We start from the raw sequence: 18,073 nt of genomic DNA on the forward strand, positions 1-18,073 counted from the left end.
TCATGCGCAGCATTGGCCGCATCGCTTCCTGGATTTACGCGCTTGCCGTCTACGGCTTCATCTTCCTGCCGGTCGTCGTGCTGGTGCTGTTCTCGCTGCAGTCGACGTCCTTCCCCATCCCCCCGTTCACAGGCCCATCGCTGCGCTGGTACGAGGCGGTTCTTTCCGATAACCGGCTGACTTCGGCGCTGGCCAATTCGCTGCTGGTCGCGGTTCTTTCCTCGGCCGCAGCCGTCATGCTCGGCTTCCTGTCGGCCTGGGGGTTCGCGCGCTTCGTCCTGCCAGGCTCGGGCCTGCTGCGCGGTTTGATCACCTTGCCGCTCACCGTCAGCTATCTCATCATCGGCATGGGGCTGCTGGTGCTGTTCAACTGGGCCGGCGTGCCGAAATCTCTGCTTGCCGCCGGGATCGGCCATGTGGTGATCAACCTGCCGCTGTGCTTCGCCATCATCTACAGCCAGTTAGGCGACCACCAGATCAACATCGAGCGCGCCGCGCGCGACCTCGGCGCGCCGGAATGGAAGGTGCTGCTGTTGATCACCGTGCCAGTCATGGCGCCGGCCATTTTCGCCGGCTTCTTCCTGTCGATGACGTTCTCCTGGGACGAGTTCGTGATCTCCTTCCTGCTGACGCGCTTCGATACCACGCTGCCGGTGGAAATCTGGAACCTGCTGCGCTCCGGCCTCAACCCCAAGACCAATGCGGTCGGTTCGCTGGTCTTTGCCGTCTCGATCGTGCTGGTGGTGTTCTTCGAACTGACCTTGCTGCGAAGGAAACCGGCATGAACGCGCCCCTGGTCGATATCCGCGACATCTGGCACCGCTTCGGCCAGCATCCCGTGCTGAAGAATGTCTCGCTGACGATAGCGGCCGGCAGCTATACGATCCTGCTTGGACCATCCGGTTCCGGCAAGACGACGCTGCTCTCCATTCTCGGCGGTTTCGTCAATCCGAGCGAAGGCAAGGTTCTCATCCGCGGCCAGGACTGCACCTCGGTGCCGCCCGCCAAACGCCCGACGACGACGGTGTTCCAGGATTATGCGCTGTTCCCGCATATGAGCGTCGGCGGCAATGTCGGTTTCGGGCTGCGCATGCAAGGTGTCGATGGAGCGACGCGGGCAGCAAAAGCGCGCGATGCGCTGGCCCTGGTGGGCCTCGCCGCCGCCTTCGACAAGAAGCCGCACCAGCTTTCCGGGGGCCAGCGCCAACGCGTGGCGCTGGCGCGCGCCCTGGTGATCGAGCCGGCGGTGCTTCTGCTCGACGAGCCGCTCGGGGCGCTCGACCTGAAACTGCGCCGCCAGATGCAGGACGAACTGAAGGCGATCCAGAAGCGGGTCGGCACCGCCTTCATCCATGTCACTCACGACCAGGAAGAAGCGATGGCGCTGGCCGACCATTGCGTGGTGATGAATGACGGCCGCATCGAGGACGAGGGGCCGCCCGAGCGCGTCTATGCGAGGCCGGCGACGCGTTTTTCCGCGACCTTCATGGGCGAGAGCACGATTCTTGCCGGCACTGTCATCGAGTCCAGTGACAGGACGAGCACCGTCACGACACCGGTCGGACCGGTTTCCTTATCCAGTGCCTTGCCGTTGGGGTCTACTGCCGCACTGGCGATACGCCCTGAGCACCTTGTGCTTGGCGCTGCGTCGGCTGGCACGAAGCTCGGCGAGGCTGCTGTGAGCGACGTCGTTTTCCAGGGCAGTTTCAAGCGCGTGCTGGCGACCTCCGTCGAAGAGCCTTCCCTGCGGTTCATCGCCAAGCTGCCGGCGACCTCCATCGTCCATGCGGGCGACAGGGTCGCGATTTCCTGTGATACCGACCAGATCATCTTGCTGACGGATTGAACATGAGCACGCTTGCGGTCATCGACGCACCGGACTGGTACGAAACAATCCGCATGGCCGACGGCATCACGCTAATTCACGAGCCATGGATAAAACCGTTCTTCCGCTGCAATATGTGGCATGTGCGCGGACGCGACCGCGATCTCCTGTTCGACACCGGCCTCGGTCATTTCAGCCTGCGCACCCATGTGTCCCTGGTGAGCGAGCGCAAGCTGACCTGCGTTGCCAGCCACACGCATTTCGACCATATCGGCTGCCACCATGAGTTTTCCGATCGCTCCGTGCATTCGGCCGAAGCGGCAATCCTGGCCGATCCGCGCAACGAATGGACCGCTGCCGGCACCTATGCGACCGAAGAAATGTTCGATGGCATGCCGCGGGGCTGGGACACGGCGCGCTATCGCATCCAGCCCGCGCCGGCCGACCGTATGCTCGCGCATGGCGACATCATCGATCTCGGCGACCGGGCCTTCGAGGTCGTCCACACGCCAGGCCATTCGCCGGGCGGCATTGCGCTCTACGAGAAGAAGACCGGCATCCTCTTGTCCGGCGACATCATCTATGATGGCCCGCTGATCGATGATGTCTACCACTCGGACATACCAGATTACATGGCGACGCTGCTCGCCATGCGCGATCTCGACGTCTCGGTCGTCCATGGCGGCCATTTCTCGAGCTTCGGCAAGGTGCGCTACCGCCAGTTGATCGACGAATATCTCGAACAGAAACGTCAGGCCGGCTGCCATCTGCGGCAGCGCCCTTGAGGGCTGAGTTACGGCATCAAGTCGAAATGGCGTGGGAAGGCCTGGGCGGCACGAGCCCGTCACCACCCCTCGCAGTGCGCTGATGGTGACACAGTGGGCGACCGGCTCGCGACACGAACGGCCGGAGCCAGTGCGTCACTCGGGAATGGGTGCCGGAAGCGAGATTGTATAGCGCGGTGGCGCCGATCCCCTGCGGCGTCTTCTCCATTGCCTCAGCTGCTCCCTCCAGCCGACTGGCGGTTTTTCGTAGACAGGGGGAGCCAGGCCGGCGAGCTCATAATAACCTTCGAGAATGTTGGTGCGCAGTAACTGGCGTTCCTGTGTATAGAAGCTGAAATGCGCGACGAGCAGGTCACCGAAAATCTTGCCCGGCCGGTCCAGCTTGGCCGGAAGCGTCGCCGACAACCACTCTTCCTCGTCGCCGCGCGGTTGAAAGTGCTCTCCGAGATCGACAATGTCCGATCCGAAAAAACCGATTGCGTTGATCGAAAAGCGTGACAGCCTGATCTCCCGGTCCGGCACGCGAAAATCCTGGAGCCGATTGGAGCGCACAGCTTCAATGAACACCGGGTGTAGGGCCTGCGGAAAGGTCGCATGCGCCCAGGAGAATTCGCATGACGCCTGACAGGTAAGCGGGCCATCCACCCGCACCCTGGAAAGCTGCTTGATCAGCGAATTGCAGATTGCGTTGTTGACGATCAACGGAGCGTACCAGATGGCCGATCCCCTTTCGGCCATGACCCTTGCCATGAATTTTCGAAAGAAGCCGTCCTCGACAAAAACTACATCGTCGTCGAGGCGTAGGTAGAAAGCACCGGTATCGTCGCAAAAGCGATAGAAATCGCCGATGACGTTGATCCCGCCATCGGCATGTGGAAGCCGCTTGATCTTGCAACGCGGATCGGAGGCCGCCAATCTTTGTAGATAGGCCCGGTCAGCCTCGTTGCGACAGTTGTCCCAGAGGTGCCACTCATGCACATCGAGGTTTTTCAAAACATGATGGCCAAGCAGACGCAGATATTTCTCACGACCGGCCGGGGTGACAACGATCAGTTTCATAGAATTCCTGGTTCCTGTAAAATCAGAGTCCCGTACATCAGCGAATCTTGATTATCAGAACGCTCGTTCGGGCAATAGCTGTTGACATGACAGGCCCCTGCCCCATTGGATTCGCCTCAAAACACGACGAATCGTCATGACGTTTAAATACACCCGTTATGCCGGCAAGACATCGTGCTCAGGTAACGCCAGGAGATCTTCCTCATGCCCTTCGCATTCAACTTGCTTTCGTGTAGGGCTCGCCGAGGACCCGGATTGAGGGTATGAGTGTCGGAAGCAGGACTTTGACGAACACCACACACCGCAATCTCGTGATAGTCAGGGCAGGCGACAAATCTCTCCATCGTGGATGGGGGGCGGACGATCCCAATTGTGAATTTGATTTGATCGTCAGCTACTTCGGAAGTGATCCATCTGCGTTTCGGCTGCCGCTTGAAAACCGAGTCGACTACAAGGGCGGCAAATGGGATGGCATCCATGCTCTGCTGAGCCAACAGCCCGAACTTCTTGACCGCTACCAGTATGTCTGGCTGCCGGACGACGATCTGGAAGCAGACCGGGCGACCATCGAGGCGATGTTCGCCAACATGCGCCGGCTTGGCCTCCATATCGGCCAGCCGTCACTGACGCTGGACAGCTATTATTCCCACCTCCCGTTCCTCCGCTGCAAGAGCTTCGAGTTTCGCCTGGTAGACACGATCGAGATCATGGCCCCCTGCCTGAGAGCCGATGTAGCGGCCAAGATGCTGCCTCTGTTCAAACACTCCATGAGCGGTTTTGGTCTGGACTTGTTGTGGACCAGGCTTGCCGAAGAAAACCGTGGAACATCTGCCGTGTTCGACGCCTTGCCGGTCCGCCACACCCGGCCGGTGGGAGCTCACCTGAAAACAGCGATGCTCGAGTCAGGAAGAACGCCCGACAAGGAATATCGCCAATTGGCGTCGCAATATGGATTTGGCGAGCTTTTTCCATTGTCCTATGAGGCCGTCGATCGAAAAGGCCGGCGCTGGCGGTCGAAATCGATGATCGGCCTGCGTATGGTGGCCGACTATCTCTTGGACAGGAAAGCCTTTCGCCAGGCGAATCGATTGAGGGAATTGTTATGGCGCCTTCTGCGCAGGCAGTATTCCAAGTCCGTCGATCTGTCCCAAATAATTCTCAAGCCCTAAGGTTCGGATACGCGAATGGACAGGACCCTGCTGGGCAAGGCCGAAATCCTCATTGTCGGCGCTGGTTTTTACGGTGCAACGCTTGCCGAGCGCATCGCCACGCAACTCGGGCGACGCGTGCTGGTAATCGACCGGCGCCGGCACATCGGCGGCAATGCCTACACCGAACAAGATCCTGTCACCGGTGTGGAGATCCATCGCTACGGGCCGCATCTGTTCCATACATCCAACGAGGAGGTCTGGAATTACCTGCGTGCCTTCACCGGTTTTACCGCCTATCGCCATCGTGCATTCTCGACATATCGCGACAAGGTCTATCCGCTGCCGATCAACCTTGCCACGATGTCCCAGTTCTTCGGCAGGCGGCTAAGTCCGGACGAGGCACGCGACATGATTGCCGAGCAGGCGACGGAAGTTGGCGACCGTCCGCCGGCCAATCTTGAGGAGAAGGCGATCTCCCTGGTCGGCCGCCCTCTCTACGAGGCCTTGATCAAGGGTTACACCGCCAAGCAATGGCAGACGGATCCGCGCGAACTGCCGGCGCAGATCATCGCGCGCCTGCCGGTTCGCTACACATTCGAGGACGGCTATTTCAACGACCGGTTCCAGGGCCAGCCTGTGGACGGCTACACGGCGATCTTCGAAAAGATGCTGGCGCAGGAGCTTATCGAAACACGGCTTGGCATCGACTTCTTCGACATCAAGTCCTTGCTGCCGAAGGACCTGCCGGTCGTCTACACCGGGCCGATCGACCGCTACTTCGACTATAGCGAAGGCGAACTCGGCTGGCGAACCATTGATATCGATCTGGAGGTCATGGACACGCCGGACCATCAGGGCACGGCGATCATGAACTACGCGGACGAGGCCGTGCCTTATACCCGCGTGGTCGAATTCCGGCATTTCAACCCGGAGCGCCAGCACGGGAGCGCCAAGACGCTCATCGGCCGTGAGTATTCCCGTTTCGCAGGCCGCGCCGACGAGCCTTATTATCCGATCGACACGCGCAAGGATCAGGCGGTCTATCGCCGCTATCTCGACCGGGCGGGTGCGGAGAAAAACCTGCACCTCGGGGGACGGTTGGGAACCTACCGCTATCTCGATATGCATCAGGCGATCGGCGCCGCCCTTAAGGTCTTCGAAACCGTGCTCGAGCCCTATTTCGCCGGTCGGCTCGATTCCGTCTCGCGTTCGACATGACGGGCCGGGTTCTGAAGCCGCAAATCTCCGGTTTTCAGGTCGTCGCCGCCGATTTGCCATCGGCGGCTATCCGCTTCCTGAACCATTCGAAAGTACGCCGGATCCCCTGGTGCGGATCGATGCGGTGTTTGACCTATAGCGCCCTTTGCGGGCAAGGCATGCCGGCGGCATCGCCGCAACGCGACGCCGTGGGGATCGGCCTAGCGCTCGTTTCTTCCGACTGGCGCACCAGTTCTGCGAAGACAAGCGCGAAACTTCCCAACATGAGAAAGACGATGATCAGGCGTGCTACCGGCAATATGTCGGCCTCGTCTGGCTGGCGCATATCCCCTGGCATCGAGAACCGCGGGTTCATGCACGCATATCTGAACTGCCGCAGCGTCCTTTGCGTCCCGAAGTGGCAAGGTAGTGCTGCGGGCGCCCCACGCCACCCCATGCCGGCTAACATGATCGACCCGGCTTTACGAGAGCTTAAGCCCTGCCTTAACCATCACATTCGCTCGCGCCGTGACATCAACCGCGACCGGCTGGTGCGGCGGCACTGCCGCACCCTCGTCTCATGGGCTGACAGAGGCTCTCTTTGCAGACCTGCATGCCCCATGCTACCTCGGCGCTGGCGCGCCAGAACCTGCCGGCGCCAATCGGTCGCGATCGGGGAGCCATGAGCACAGCCACCAACAGCATCGCCTTCGTCTCGTCCGACACAGCAGACGCCAAGGCGGCGCTGGATAGCCTGTCGGCGCGCTATGGCCAATCTTCGGTCGCCGAGGCGACCGTCGTGGTGGCGCTGGGCGGCGACGGCTTTCTGCTGCAAACATTGCGCGACACGATGGGTACGGGAAAAAAGGTCTACGGCATGAACCGTGGCACCATCGGCTTCCTGATGAACGAATACCGGTCCGGGGGGCTCACCGAGCGCATCGCGGCGGCGGTCGCCGAAACGATCCGCCCGCTGGAGATGCTGGCAACCACCTCGGATGGCGAACACGTCACGGCACTGGCGATCAACGAAGTGGCGCTGTGGCGCCAATCCTACCAGACGGCCAAGATCCGCATCAGCATCGATGACCAAATACGGCTCGAGGAACTGAACTGCGACGGCGTCATGATCGCGACGCCGGCCGGATCGACCGCGTATAATCTTTCCGCGCACGGCCCGATCCTGCCTCTCGACGCGCCGCTTTTGGCGCTCACGCCGGTCAGCCCGTTTCGTCCGCGACGCTGGCGCGGCGCATTGCTTTCCAACAAGGCGACCGTGCGCTTCGACATTCTGGAGTCGGAAAAGCGGCCGGTGAACGCGGCCGCCGACCACACGGAGGTCAAGGCGGTGACCTCGGTCACGGTGCGGGAATCGCCAACGGCCACCGCGACTTTGCTGTTCGATCCCAACCACTCCTGGAACGAACGCATCCTGGCCGAACAGTTCCGTTACTGAGCCGGCACAGTGACAGGAGGCCGGATTAAGCATCGCGATTAAGGTTACAACTTCACAATCGCGCCATTCCTACCCGTTTCTGTTGACAAATCGCGGGCTTGCGCCTAATCGCAATACCAATCTTGCAGGCGCGTGGCGCTTGCCGCGACGAATGACGTTGCGCTTCCCCGAACCAGCCAAAGACAGCAACACTTGTCCTCAGACACGACGATCGCTCAAGAAGCGTTGACCTTTTCAGACCTCGGCCTGTCGCCGAAGGTGCTTTCCGCAGTCACCGATGCCGGCTATCTCCAGCCGACACCGATCCAGGCTGGTGCGATCCCGCACGCCTTGCTCGGCAAGGACGTGCTGGGCATTGCCCAGACCGGCACCGGCAAGACCGCGTCCTTCGTGCTGCCGATGCTGACCCGGCTGGAAAAGGGCCGTGCCCGCGCCCGCATGCCGCGCACGCTGATCCTGGAGCCGACGCGTGAGCTTGCCGCGCAGGTCGAGGAAAACTTCGTCAAATACGGCAAGAACCACAAGCTCAACATCGCGCTGCTGATCGGCGGGGTGTCGTTCGACGAACAGGACAAAAAGCTGGAGCGCGGCGCCGATGTGCTGATCGCTACGCCTGGCCGTCTGCTCGACCACCGCGAGCGCGGCAAGCTGCTGCTCAACGGCGTCGAGATCCTCGTCATCGACGAGGCGGACCGCATGCTCGACATGGGTTTCATTCCCGATATCGAGCGTATCTGCGAGATGATCCCGTTCACTCGGCAGACGCTGTTCTTCTCGGCGACCATGCCGCCAGAGATCACCAAGCTGACGGAAAAATTCCTGCATGCGCCGGTGCGTGTCGAGGTCTCCAAGGCTGCTTCGGCGGCCACCAACATCATTCAGCGGTTGGTCAAATCGGGCTCGAAGCCTTGGGACAAGCGTGAAACGCTGCGCAACCTGATCAAGGCCGAGGATGCGGAGCTGAAGAACGCGATCATCTTCTGCAACCGCAAGATCGAGGTTTCGGAGCTGTTCCGCTCGCTGCTGAAATATGATTTCGATGCCGGTGCGCTGCATGGCGACATGGACCAGCGCGCGCGCATGCAGATGCTGGCCAATTTCCGTGACGGCAAGCTGCGCTATCTCGTCGCCTCGGATGTCGCCGCGCGCGGCCTCGACATTCCCGATGTCAGCCATGTCTTCAACTACGACGTGCCGATCCATGCCGAGGACTATGTCCACCGCATCGGCCGCACCGGCCGTGCCGGACGCTCCGGCAAGTCCTTCACCATCGCGACCAAGTCCGACACCAAATATATCGACGCCATCGAACGGCTGATCGGGACCAAGATCGAGTGGCATGACGGCGACCTGTCAACGGTGGTTGCCAGCGAAGGCGAGGACGATGCTCCGCGCCGCGGCAAAGGCGCTCCGCGCCGCGCCGGCCGCAAGGACGAGGACCGCAACGACAGGGGCGGGCGCAAGAAGGGCGGCGAGCGTCGCGGCAGACACAGCGATGAAGATGCCTCGGCCGTGGTTGCTCAGCCGCAGGAGCAGCCCGATGTGGCCGAGACGGCCGATATTGTCGAACGGCGCGCCCGCAAGGATGCAATCCGCTCGGAAAACACCGAGCGCAAATCGTCCGACCGCAATGAGCCGCGCGCCCCTGAGCGCGGCGACACCAGGCCGCAGCGCAGCAACAACCGCCCTGCCCGCCACCATCAGGAAGACAACGACGCCACAGTCGGCTTCGGCGACGACATGCCGGCCTTCATGCGCATCGTCGCCAAGGTCTGATTCCAGCGAGCAAGCCGCCTAGGGCCGGCTTGCCTTCTTTTTTGCCCTGCAGCCGACAGCAATTCGAGGAAAAGCCGCGTAGCGCTCTTCCGTCGCGAATTGCGTGGAAACAAACAGGTGGCGCGATTAAGGCGAACGCTGGTCCGCTCCAGTTCACATCGGCCCGGGCATCATCTTGGTCGGTTTTTCCAGCATCGGAAACTCGGCCTTGTTGCATTTCACCCTTGGGTTCGTCGGACTGAACATGCCGTTCGGATTGTCATCGAGCCAGGCGTGAAGATCGTAGTGGACGAACTCCTTCGGGATGAGCGGATAGTGTCCCTCCATCGGGCCCATGAAGGTTTGACCGAACAGCTTCGGCGGCGCCTTGATGTCCGGGGTTAGCGGCACCAGCCATTCCACGCCGACCAACTTCAGGCCTTTCTTAGTCGGCTCGTAGATCAGAACGTTTGGCTTCATCGGGTCGAGTTTCTGGCCGACGCTTGGAACATTGACGAAATGGATGCCCATGGCGCCTTTCGGATAGTCCATGGAGCCGGGTATCTTTTCTCCGCTGTAGTAGACGCAGCCGACCGTCGAGAGATAGAGATCGCGGACGGCGGCGGTGTAGTCCTGATATTTGACGAGCGATTTTTTCAACGCGTCCATGTCGGCCTTGTTGGCGTCCTCGGCATGAGCCGTGGCGAGGCCCAACCATGCACCTACAATACCTGTCAAAGCGAGGACGCCGCAGCGCCCAAGGCTGGCTGTTCTTGTCATGCATTCCTCCCAGATTTCATGATCTGGCCGTGCAAGACCGAGGCGGCGGCAAAGACGTTGATTGCGCGGCCGATTAAACCGCCCCATCCCCTTTGGAACAGCGGCGATGCTAATCCTTTCCACGGCTGCGGAAAAGAAATTATTAGATATTGCTAATTTTATTTGACTGCTGTCACGAAGCTGGCAGCGCCAGTATACGCCTGGATGAAAACGGCCCCCATTGGGGGCCGTTTAGCGTGACAAACACGGTCCTGCTCAGGTGAGTGGCGAAAGCTGGATCTCGACGCGTCGGTTCTGGGCCCGGCCCTCGGCCGTGGCGTTGGAGGCAACGGGCCTCGTCTTGCCAAATCCGGTGACGGCAAAGCGGCGCTGGTCGACGCCCTGGCCGGACAGATAATTGGCGACCGCCAGGGCACGGCGCTGCGACAGGTCGAAATTGTGCTGGTCGCCACCGGTCGAATCGGTGTGGCCGAAAACGTCGACCGTGGTCTGCTTGAACTTCTTCAGCACCAGCGCCACCGAATTCAGCACCTGGTAGAAGCCGGGCTTCACCGCGTCCTGGTCGGTGTTGAAGGTGATGTCAGACGGCATGTTGAGGATGATCTGGTCGCCGCTGCGGGTGACGCTGACGCCGGTGCCCTCGAGCTGCCGGCGCAGTTCCGCCTCGTTCTGGTCCATAGTGGCGCCAATGGCGCCGCCGGCCAGCGCGCCGATGCCGGCGCCGATCAAGGCATTGCGGCGGTCATTGCCGCCGGCAAGCAGACCAAGGCTGGCACCGGCCAGAGCGCCAAGGCCCGCGCCCGCCGCCGTGTTCGAAATCTTCTGGTCGCCCGTATACGGATCGGTGGTGGTGCACGCGGTCACGAGCAGAGCCGTCGCCATAACGACGAGCACGGTCTTCTTCATAGGATGGTCCCTCTCCAAGTCACGCCTTACGATGGCGCCAAATCAGCCCTTGCCGCGACTTGTAGCATGAAATGCGGCGAAAAACGGAACGGGAAAAGCGCCTGCCGATTATCCAGTTGGCCGCCCGGTGTGGCTACCAGAGATTCTTGCCGTCAATGACCACCACTTCGACTTTATCGAGATCGAAATCATCGAACAGCCGCGCGTTGACGCTGATCTTCGGATTGTCGAAATCTGGCTCGCCGGTCGACCAGTCCGGCGTTTCGGTGAAGGTGCCGCAGCCGCAGGTTGCGCAATAACCATGCTTTACGGTTTTTGAGCCCCACTGATAAAAGGAAACATTCTTCAGCGGCGTGACGAGCTTGAACTGCGATGGGGTATAGTAGGCCCAAAGCGAGCCGCGTTTCGAGCAGAACGAACAGGTGCATTGCGTCACCGTCTGCGGCGCTTCCGACACCTCGAACATCGTCGCCTTGCAGTGGCAGCTTCCCTTGATGGCCATGAATATCACCTCTCCATTGTCCGCCGCCCAAGCGGCAAGGCACCATAAAGAAGCGATCCTGACAACTGGCCGTCAGCAGCCTCTGCGCCAATGCACTTCAACTGTCGGCGCGTCTCAAAATGAGCGCGGCGGCACGAACAGGCATATCGTCTTGCCGGCATCGAGACCGGCCTGATGCGCGCACCAGTGAAATTCGCCGTCAGGGCTGTCCTTGACGCGCTTGTCCGTCATCGGAACGACTTCGCCGGTACCGGCAATCACGTAGCCTTCGGGCTTTTCCAGCACTTCGCCGGTGTGCGTGGCACGACAGTCATAGTTGGCGCAGCAGGCGAACGGATAGCTCCAACCCTGCGGCTTTGCTGCCGTGGGCTTGGCATCATGAGCAAAGGCCGCAGGCGCGAACATCGCGACGGCAAACAGAGAAAACATAAGTCGGCCGACCGGTTGAACGGCTCGGGCCGATCTGGGCGTGGCAGCAGACATGGGACGTTCCTTTCGAGCGTCAAGCATTTCGCCTGCCCGTTCCCGGAACGTGTCTTCCCAGTGGCCGGATCATCAGTCGCAGATATGCCGCGTCCGGCCATAAATGCTTTTTGTCTCCCAGCATTCGGATGCTGGGCTGATTCCTTGGTCGGCGCAAGAAGCCGCTGCGCCAGATATGGGCGCACGCCATAACACACTGCTACCGCTGACGAGATTCAAGCCAGGTAAGTTCCCGGCAGGCGGCGCATGCAAACAACGGGATTGGCCCGGAGTGGTTCCAGCCGCTCAAATCCAATCACATGCTCTTGATTGCCGGTGACAGTGCCGACGATCGTCCGCAAAGGAAAATCAGCCACCCTGCAGCCGAAGAAGGTATAAGCAGCCGGCCGAACGGCGAACATGCGCCGCGCTCGCTTTGGGAGCAAGAAAAGCCCCTTCCCGCACCAGAGCGATGTGCCGAGTCGGGACCAATCACCACGAACTTGTCGCGCCGCACCGGCGAACACTTGAGGCCAACATCGGGGGCCGCACGACAATACCTCCGCTTTTGCGACGGCTCGCGATCATTGCCCGCGCAAGCAGCCTAATCCAGGTCCGCCACAGCTTCGCCCGCGCCACCCTCGATGCGTTGCGATAGCGAAGCTTCCATGAAGTCGTCGAGGTCGCCGTCGAGCACGCTCGAGGGGCTGGTGCTTTCGACACCGGTGCGCAGATCCTTGACCAGCTGATAGGGCTGCAACACGTAGGAACGTATCTGGTGACCCCAGCCGATGTCGCTCTTCGATGCCTCGGTGGCATTGGCCACCGCTTCGCGTTTCTTCAGCTCTTCCTCGTAGAGGCGCGAGCGCAGCATTTCCCAGGCCTTGGCCTTGTTCTTGTGCTGCGAGCGTTCGGCCTGACAGGCGACCGCGATGCCGGTGGCGATGTGGGTGATGCGCACGGCCGAATCTGTGGTGTTGACGTGCTGGCCGCCCGAACCCGATGAACGATAGGTATCGATGCGCACATCGGATTCAGAGACGTCGATCTCTATCCTGTCGTCGACCACAGGATAGACCCAGACGCTGGAGAAGGACGTATGACGGCGCGCATTGCTGTCATAGGGTGAGATGCGCACCAGGCGGTGGACGCCGGATTCGGTCTTCATCCAGCCATAGGCATTGTGGCCCTTGATCAGCAAGGTCGCGGACTTGATGCCGGCCTCTTCGCCGTCATGCACTTCCAGCACCTCGACCTTGAAGCGGCGGCGCTCGGCCCAGCGCGTGTACATGCGCAACAGCATCGAGGCCCAATCCTGGCTCTCGGTGCCGCCGGCGCCGGCATGGATTTCGAGATAGGTGTCGTTGGCGTCCGCTTCGCCCGAGAGCAGCGTTTCCACCTGTCGGGCCTTGGCCTCGCCCTGCATCGAACGGATCGCGGCTTCGGCTTCGGCGACGACGCCTTCGTCGCCCTCTTCCTCGCCGAGCTCGATGAGACCGATATTGTCTTCCAGCGCCTGGGTCAGGCCCTTGACCGCCGCGATGCCTTCCTCGAGGCCCTGGCGCTCGCGCATCAGCTTCTGCGCTTCCAGCGGTTCGTTCCAGAGACTGGCGTCCTCGGCCCGCACGTTCAGGTATTCAAGCCGCTTTATGGCCTGATCCCAGTCAAAGATGCCTCCTCAGCAGGGTTATCGCCTGCCTGATCTCGTCGACGATATTCTGCGTTTCCGCGCGCATGGCCTGATGTTTTGTCCTGTTGCTGAAATGACGCTTCGGTCGGCGCGATACATAGGGACGGTGCCGCCATGTGTAAAGCGAAATGGGCCAGCCGGAGGCAGGCCCAACTGGACGCGTGAATTCGTCAGTAAAGGCCGCCGCCGCCGTCCTGGATGGCCTGGTTGGCCTGCGGTGACAGCGCGCCGCCCGAGGCGTTGGAGCCATCGGCACCCATGCCGATCACCCAGTAGCTGTCGGCGGGGCCGGTCCCCGGCTTGAAAGCCTCGATGATGGTGCCCGCATCGCCCGAGGAGGAGCGCATGCCGGTCTTGCGGTTGATGGCGATCAGGTTCATGCCGTCAGGCACCTTGAAGTCGACATTGGGCGTGCCGTCCAGCGCCACACGCATGAAGTCCTTGAAGATCGGGGCGGCAAGACCGCCGCCGGTGGCGCCGTGGCCGAGGCCGCGCGGCGTGTCGTAGCCCATGTAGAGACCAACCACGAGGTTCGGCGTATAACCGATGAACCAGGCGTCCTTCTCGTCGTTGGTGGTGCCGGTCTTGCCGGCGATGTGGCGGCCAAGTTCCCCGATTGTGGCGCCGGTGCCGCGCTGGACGACGCCTTCCATCATCGAGGTGATCTGGTAGGCGGTCATCGGATCGAGCACCTGCTCGGAATTGTCGACCAGTTCCGGCTCGGGCTGGTTTTTCCATTCAGGAGCGTTGCAGCCTTCGCAGCCACGCTCGTCCTGCTTGAACACGGTCTTGCCGTAGCGGTCCTGGATACGATCGATCAGCGACGGCTTGATCGACTTGCCGCCATTGGCCATGATCGAATAGGCCGAAACCATGCGCATGACGGTCGTCTCGCCCGAACCCAGCGCCATCGGCAAATATGGCGCCAGATGATCATAGACGCCGAAGCGCTCGGCATATTCGACCACCAGCTTCATGCCCATGTCGTTGGCAAGCCGCACCGTCATCAGGTTGCGCGACTTCTCGATGCCGGAGCGGAGCGTTGCCGGCCCGGCGACGGTGCCGTCATAGTTCTTCGGCGTCCAGGTGGTGTTGCCGCTCTGGATGGTGATCGGTCCGTCCATGATCACCGAGGCCGGAGTATAGCCATTGTCGAGTGCGGCCGAATAGACGATGGGCTTGAATGACGAACCCGGCTGGCGCATCGCCTGGGTGGCGCGGTTGAATTCGGACTGCGAATAGGAGAAGCCGCCGACCATGGCCAGCACGCGGCCGGTGTGCGGATCCATGGCGATCAGTCCGCCTTCCACCTCGGGAACCTGGCGCAAGCTGTAGGTATTGTCGGAGCCGTCGTTCTTCTGGACGAAGATGACATCGCCCGGCTTCAGCACGTCGGCCGGCGACTTGGCCTTGACTGTCTTGCCCTCGACCACATGGCGCATGGCAAAGCCCATGTCTTCCTTGCTGACGGTGCCTTCGACGCGTTCCTTCACGATATCGCCCGACGCCTGGCGTGCGGGCTGCAGGCCGATCGACAGCCCGGACGCCGAACTGTCGAGCACGACGGCCAGCGACCACTCGGGAACGTCTTCCAGTCCCTTGACGGCGCCCAGCGGCACACCCCAATCGCCGGAGACATCGATCGTCTTCAACGGCCCGCGATAGCCACGCAAAGTATCGTATTTCATCAATCCATTCTGCATCGCCTTGCGGGCGATGAGCTGGACCTTCGGGTCAAGGGTGGTGCGAATCGACAGCCCGCCCTCATAGAGCGCGTTCTCGCCATAGCGGGCAATGATCTGCCGACGAACCTCTTCCGTGAAATACTCGCCGGCGAAAAGGTAGGAGCCGCTGCGGCGCGGAGCAACGCCAAGCGGCTCGGCCTTCGCCTTTGCGCCCTCTTCAGGCGTCACGTAACCGTTCTCGACCATCTGGCCGATGACCCAGTTTCGCCGTTCAATTGCGCGGTCGGCGTGCTTGAAGGGATTGTAGTTGGCCGGACCTTTCGGGAGCGATGCCAGATAGGCGGCCTCGGCCACGGTCAGCTCGTTCACCGATTTATCGAAGTAGGTCAGTGCCGCACCGGCAACGCCATAGGCGTTGAAGCCAAAGAAAATCTCGTTGAGATAGAGCTCGAGGATACGATCCTTGGAATAGGCCTGTTCGATGCGGAACGAGAGGATGGCCTCCTTGACCTTGCGTTCCAGGGAACGCTCGTTGGTGAGCAGGAAGTTCTTGGCAACCTGCTGGGTGATCGTCGAGCCGCCCTGCATGGGGCCACCCGAAACGTAAGTGATAACCGCTCTGCCCAATCCCGTTATATCGACACCGGGGTGGCTGTAGAAGTTCTTGTCCTCAGCCGACAGGAAGGCAGCCTTGACGCGATCCGGGATAGCCTGGATCGGCAAATACAGGCGCCGTTCCCGCGCGTACTCGGCCATCAGCGCGCCATCCGAGGCATGGATGCGGGTGGTCACCGGAGGCTCGTACTTTGCAAGCACTTCGTAGTCAGGCAGATCCTTCGCTACATGGCCGATGTAGAGGGCAACGCCCGCCGCGGCCAGGAGGGCCAGCGTCGTGCCTATGCCGAAGAAATAGCCAATGAGACGAATCATACCCGCTCCAGTCCTTGGTTCGGGAATTTCCTAAACGAAGCCGCCTTTCACGCAAGCTTTCGAGCCGGTCCCAACCCGTAATCGAAAACCCATGTCGCCACCATGTGGACAAAATACGGCAAGGCCTGATTTCGCAGCCGCAAGCCCGAAATAAAAGCGCAGGGTGTTGTCATCGCGCAACGCCGCCTCTGGTTGCAGGCGCCGCCGGGCATTGTCAACCTCCGGTTCCAGCCCCGGCACGCGCGGAAGCGAACAATGCCACGGCATTGGTGATGCTTTGCGCTGCCTTGCCGCGCCACTCGGCGTCAAGCAGTTGCGCCTCGTCCTTGGCATTGGAGAGATAGCCGAGCTCGACCAGCACGGACGGCACGTCGGGGGCCTTCAGCACCTTGAACCCGGCCGAACGCTGCGGATTGTTGATAAGACCGACGCTGGTCGACAGCTGACCGACCAATGTGTGGGCAAAACTCATCGAGAAGGTGTGCGTCTCGCGCCGGATCAGGTCGATCAGGATGTCGGTCACTTCCTTGCTGTCGTTCTTGATGACCATGCCGGCGAACTGGTCGGACAGGTTTTCACGGTCGGCCAGCGCCTGCGCTTCCGGATCGGAGGCCTTGTCGGAAACGGTATAGACGGTGGCGCCGCGGATTCCCTTGACGCTGATCGTGTCGGCATGAATCGAAATCAGCAGATCGGCTTCATGCTGGCGGGCGATGCGGACGCGGTCGTCGAGGCGCAGATATTCGTCGGTATCTCGGGTCATGAAGACATCGTATCTGCCGGCGGCCGCGAGTTTGTCGCGCAGCTCCGTGGCAAAGGCCAGCGTGACGTTCTTCTCGATGGTGCCGTTCAAACCTTCGGCACCGCCGTCTATGCCGCCGTGGCCGGGGTCGATGACGATGGTGAATCGGTGGCCCGGATTGGAGACAGGTCCGGTTCCGACCCGGCCGCCCTTGTCGGTCGAAACCGTGGAACCGGTGGTCAGCGCCTGATTGGCAAGAGCGGCGTCGAACTCACGTTCGGAGGCCGCCGACATGTCGACGGCAAGGCGGTAGCCGGTTCCGTCCTCGTCCTTGAGCACATCGAGCTTGTCGACGGCGAACGGCCCCTTGCCGGTGAGGATCAGTCGCGAGACGCCCTCGCCGAGCTCGCCGAGCCGCACGCCCTTGACCAGGCCACGCGGCTTCAGATCCTTGGCATCGATGGCAAATCGGGTGTTCGCAAGATCGATGACAAGGCGATTGGGTCCGCGCAGCAGGAACCATTTGATGTCAGGCTCGCGATCGAAATCCATGACGATGCGCATCTTGGTGGCATCGCCGGCCATTTTGTAACCCTTGGCCATGAGCGGAGTGTCGGCGGCATTGGCAACCATGGAAAAGGCTACAGGGGAAAAGACTTGGGAAATCGCCACCAGCAGCAGGAGACAGAAGGCACGGAGAACCTGGCCGCCAACACGACATCCCTTGTCTGTGAAGTCCGCCAGTCCCATCTTTCTTCCAGTCGCTCCCGGTTTGGCGCCAGGCGCCGGTTCGTTTCGTCAACATGCCGGTTAGGCCGCGAGCTCGATTAACGATTGGTATCCAGAGAAGGTTAACCAAGCCTTTTCACGCAAGGACGGGGCCAGGCTTACGCTACGGAACTGCTTTTTGCCGGCATCGGAAATCGGGGTTGCCTTCCAACCCGCCAAATCATAAAAGCGATGGTGGATCACTGCAATCCTGGAACCGCCCTCCTCCGCAGCTTCCTGCTACAGGGTCAGATGAAAGGCGGCTCCTTTCGCTTCACGCGAAAAGGCTTCAGGTGATTGCGACGAATTTCGCAGGTGTGCTCCCGTGGCGGGGGAATCGCCTGCGTGAGGAAAACGGCCGGGTTTGTTCCCGCGCCGGC

General features: G+C 61.2%; 17 protein-coding genes. 7 read left to right on the forward strand and 10 right to left on the reverse strand.

Annotated features, from left to right (window positions below):
* Positions 1-2 precede the first annotated feature (2 nt).
* Genes LB555_RS03070 through LB555_RS03080 form a run of 3 tightly spaced genes read left to right on the forward strand, consistent with a single transcriptional unit; the run spans position 3 to position 2,610 of the window.
* Complete coding sequence (locus LB555_RS03070; RefSeq protein WP_015318015.1) at positions 3-785, forward strand: ABC transporter permease; 783 nt, start codon at positions 3-5, stop codon at positions 783-785.
* Entirely contained in the window at positions 782-1,846 is a 1,065-nt protein-coding gene (locus LB555_RS03075) for an ABC transporter ATP-binding protein (protein WP_015318016.1), read from the forward strand. Before LB555_RS03070 ends, LB555_RS03075 begins: the two co-directional genes overlap by 4 nt.
* A 2-nt stretch (positions 1,847-1,848) precedes the next feature.
* Positions 1,849-2,610, forward strand: coding sequence for an MBL fold metallo-hydrolase (locus LB555_RS03080; protein WP_015318017.1), 762 nt, complete (start codon positions 1,849-1,851; stop codon positions 2,608-2,610).
* Positions 2,611-2,745: 135 nt separating this feature from the next.
* Here the strand turns inward: LB555_RS03080 and LB555_RS03085 are convergent, their stop codons facing one another.
* Positions 2,746-3,669 (reverse strand): hypothetical protein, encoded by a 924-nt coding sequence (locus LB555_RS03085; RefSeq protein ID WP_015318018.1) that lies wholly within the window; start codon positions 3,667-3,669, stop codon positions 2,746-2,748.
* A 284-nt stretch (positions 3,670-3,953) separates the two neighbouring features.
* Between LB555_RS03085 and LB555_RS03090 the strand changes: the two genes are divergently transcribed.
* Entirely contained in the window at positions 3,954-4,838 is an 885-nt protein-coding gene (locus LB555_RS03090) for a hypothetical protein (protein ID WP_140717317.1), read from the forward strand.
* A 15-nt stretch (positions 4,839-4,853) separates the two neighbouring features.
* Positions 4,854-6,038: a UDP-galactopyranose mutase gene (glf, locus tag LB555_RS03095; RefSeq protein WP_015318020.1), complete on the forward strand. Its 1,185-nt coding sequence runs from the start codon at positions 4,854-4,856 to the stop codon at positions 6,036-6,038.
* Positions 6,039-6,171: 133 nt separating this feature from the next.
* On the opposite strand, the gene LB555_RS03100 is transcribed toward glf, so the two are convergent.
* Positions 6,172-6,393, reverse strand: coding sequence for a hypothetical protein (locus LB555_RS03100; protein ID WP_083883050.1), 222 nt, complete (start codon positions 6,391-6,393; stop codon positions 6,172-6,174).
* Between the two features lie 306 nt (positions 6,394-6,699).
* Between LB555_RS03100 and LB555_RS03105 the strand changes: the two genes are divergently transcribed.
* Both LB555_RS03105 and LB555_RS03110 read left to right on the forward strand, forming a co-directional pair.
* Positions 6,700-7,473 (forward strand): NAD kinase, encoded by a 774-nt coding sequence (locus LB555_RS03105; RefSeq protein WP_224682436.1) that lies wholly within the window; start codon positions 6,700-6,702, stop codon positions 7,471-7,473.
* A gap of 192 nt (positions 7,474-7,665) precedes the next feature.
* Positions 7,666-9,249 carry a DEAD/DEAH box helicase gene (locus LB555_RS03110; protein ID WP_181173906.1) on the forward strand — a complete coding sequence of 528 codons (1,584 nt, stop codon included), beginning with the start codon at positions 7,666-7,668 and terminating at the stop codon, positions 9,247-9,249.
* 153 nt (positions 9,250-9,402) lie between these two features.
* On the opposite strand, the gene LB555_RS03115 is transcribed toward LB555_RS03110, so the two are convergent.
* The 8 genes from LB555_RS03115 to LB555_RS03150 form a co-directional block, all read right to left on the reverse strand.
* Positions 9,403-10,008, reverse strand: a complete 606-nt coding sequence (locus tag LB555_RS03115; protein WP_140874030.1) for a hypothetical protein — start codon at positions 10,006-10,008, stop codon at positions 9,403-9,405.
* A gap of 255 nt (positions 10,009-10,263) precedes the next feature.
* On the reverse strand, positions 10,264-10,914 hold the full coding sequence (locus tag LB555_RS03120) for an OmpA family protein (RefSeq protein ID WP_015318025.1): 651 nt from the start codon (positions 10,912-10,914) through the stop codon (positions 10,264-10,266).
* 133 nt (positions 10,915-11,047) lie between these two features.
* Entirely contained in the window at positions 11,048-11,416 is a 369-nt protein-coding gene (locus LB555_RS03125; RefSeq protein ID WP_224682259.1) for a GFA family protein, read from the reverse strand.
* A 114-nt stretch (positions 11,417-11,530) separates the two neighbouring features.
* Entirely contained in the window at positions 11,531-11,899 is a 369-nt protein-coding gene (locus tag LB555_RS03130) for a hypothetical protein (protein ID WP_015318027.1), read from the reverse strand.
* Positions 11,900-12,114: 215 nt separating this feature from the next.
* The gene (locus tag LB555_RS03135) at positions 12,115-12,300 is read right to left on the reverse strand and encodes a hypothetical protein (RefSeq protein ID WP_224682260.1); all 186 of its coding nucleotides are present in this window, start codon (positions 12,298-12,300) and stop codon (positions 12,115-12,117) included.
* A gap of 182 nt (positions 12,301-12,482) precedes the next feature.
* Positions 12,483-13,614 (reverse strand): peptide chain release factor 2 gene (gene prfB, locus LB555_RS03140; protein WP_015318029.1). Its coding sequence is split into 2 segments (ribosomal slippage): positions 12,483-13,547 and positions 13,549-13,614, totalling 1,131 coding nucleotides; the frame shifts between segments, so codons are not numbered across the junction.
* Between the two features lie 124 nt (positions 13,615-13,738).
* Complete coding sequence (locus LB555_RS03145; RefSeq protein WP_140720555.1) at positions 13,739-16,183, reverse strand: penicillin-binding protein 1A; 2,445 nt, start codon at positions 16,181-16,183, stop codon at positions 13,739-13,741.
* A gap of 214 nt (positions 16,184-16,397) precedes the next feature.
* Positions 16,398-17,675, reverse strand: a complete 1,278-nt coding sequence (locus tag LB555_RS03150; protein WP_140874035.1) for an N-acetylmuramoyl-L-alanine amidase — start codon at positions 17,673-17,675, stop codon at positions 16,398-16,400.
* Between the last annotated feature and the right edge of the window lie 398 nt (positions 17,676-18,073).

This window comes from Mesorhizobium sp. BR-1-1-10, assembly GCF_020165595.1.
GTDB lineage: Bacteria > Pseudomonadota > Alphaproteobacteria > Rhizobiales > Rhizobiaceae > Mesorhizobium > Mesorhizobium australicum.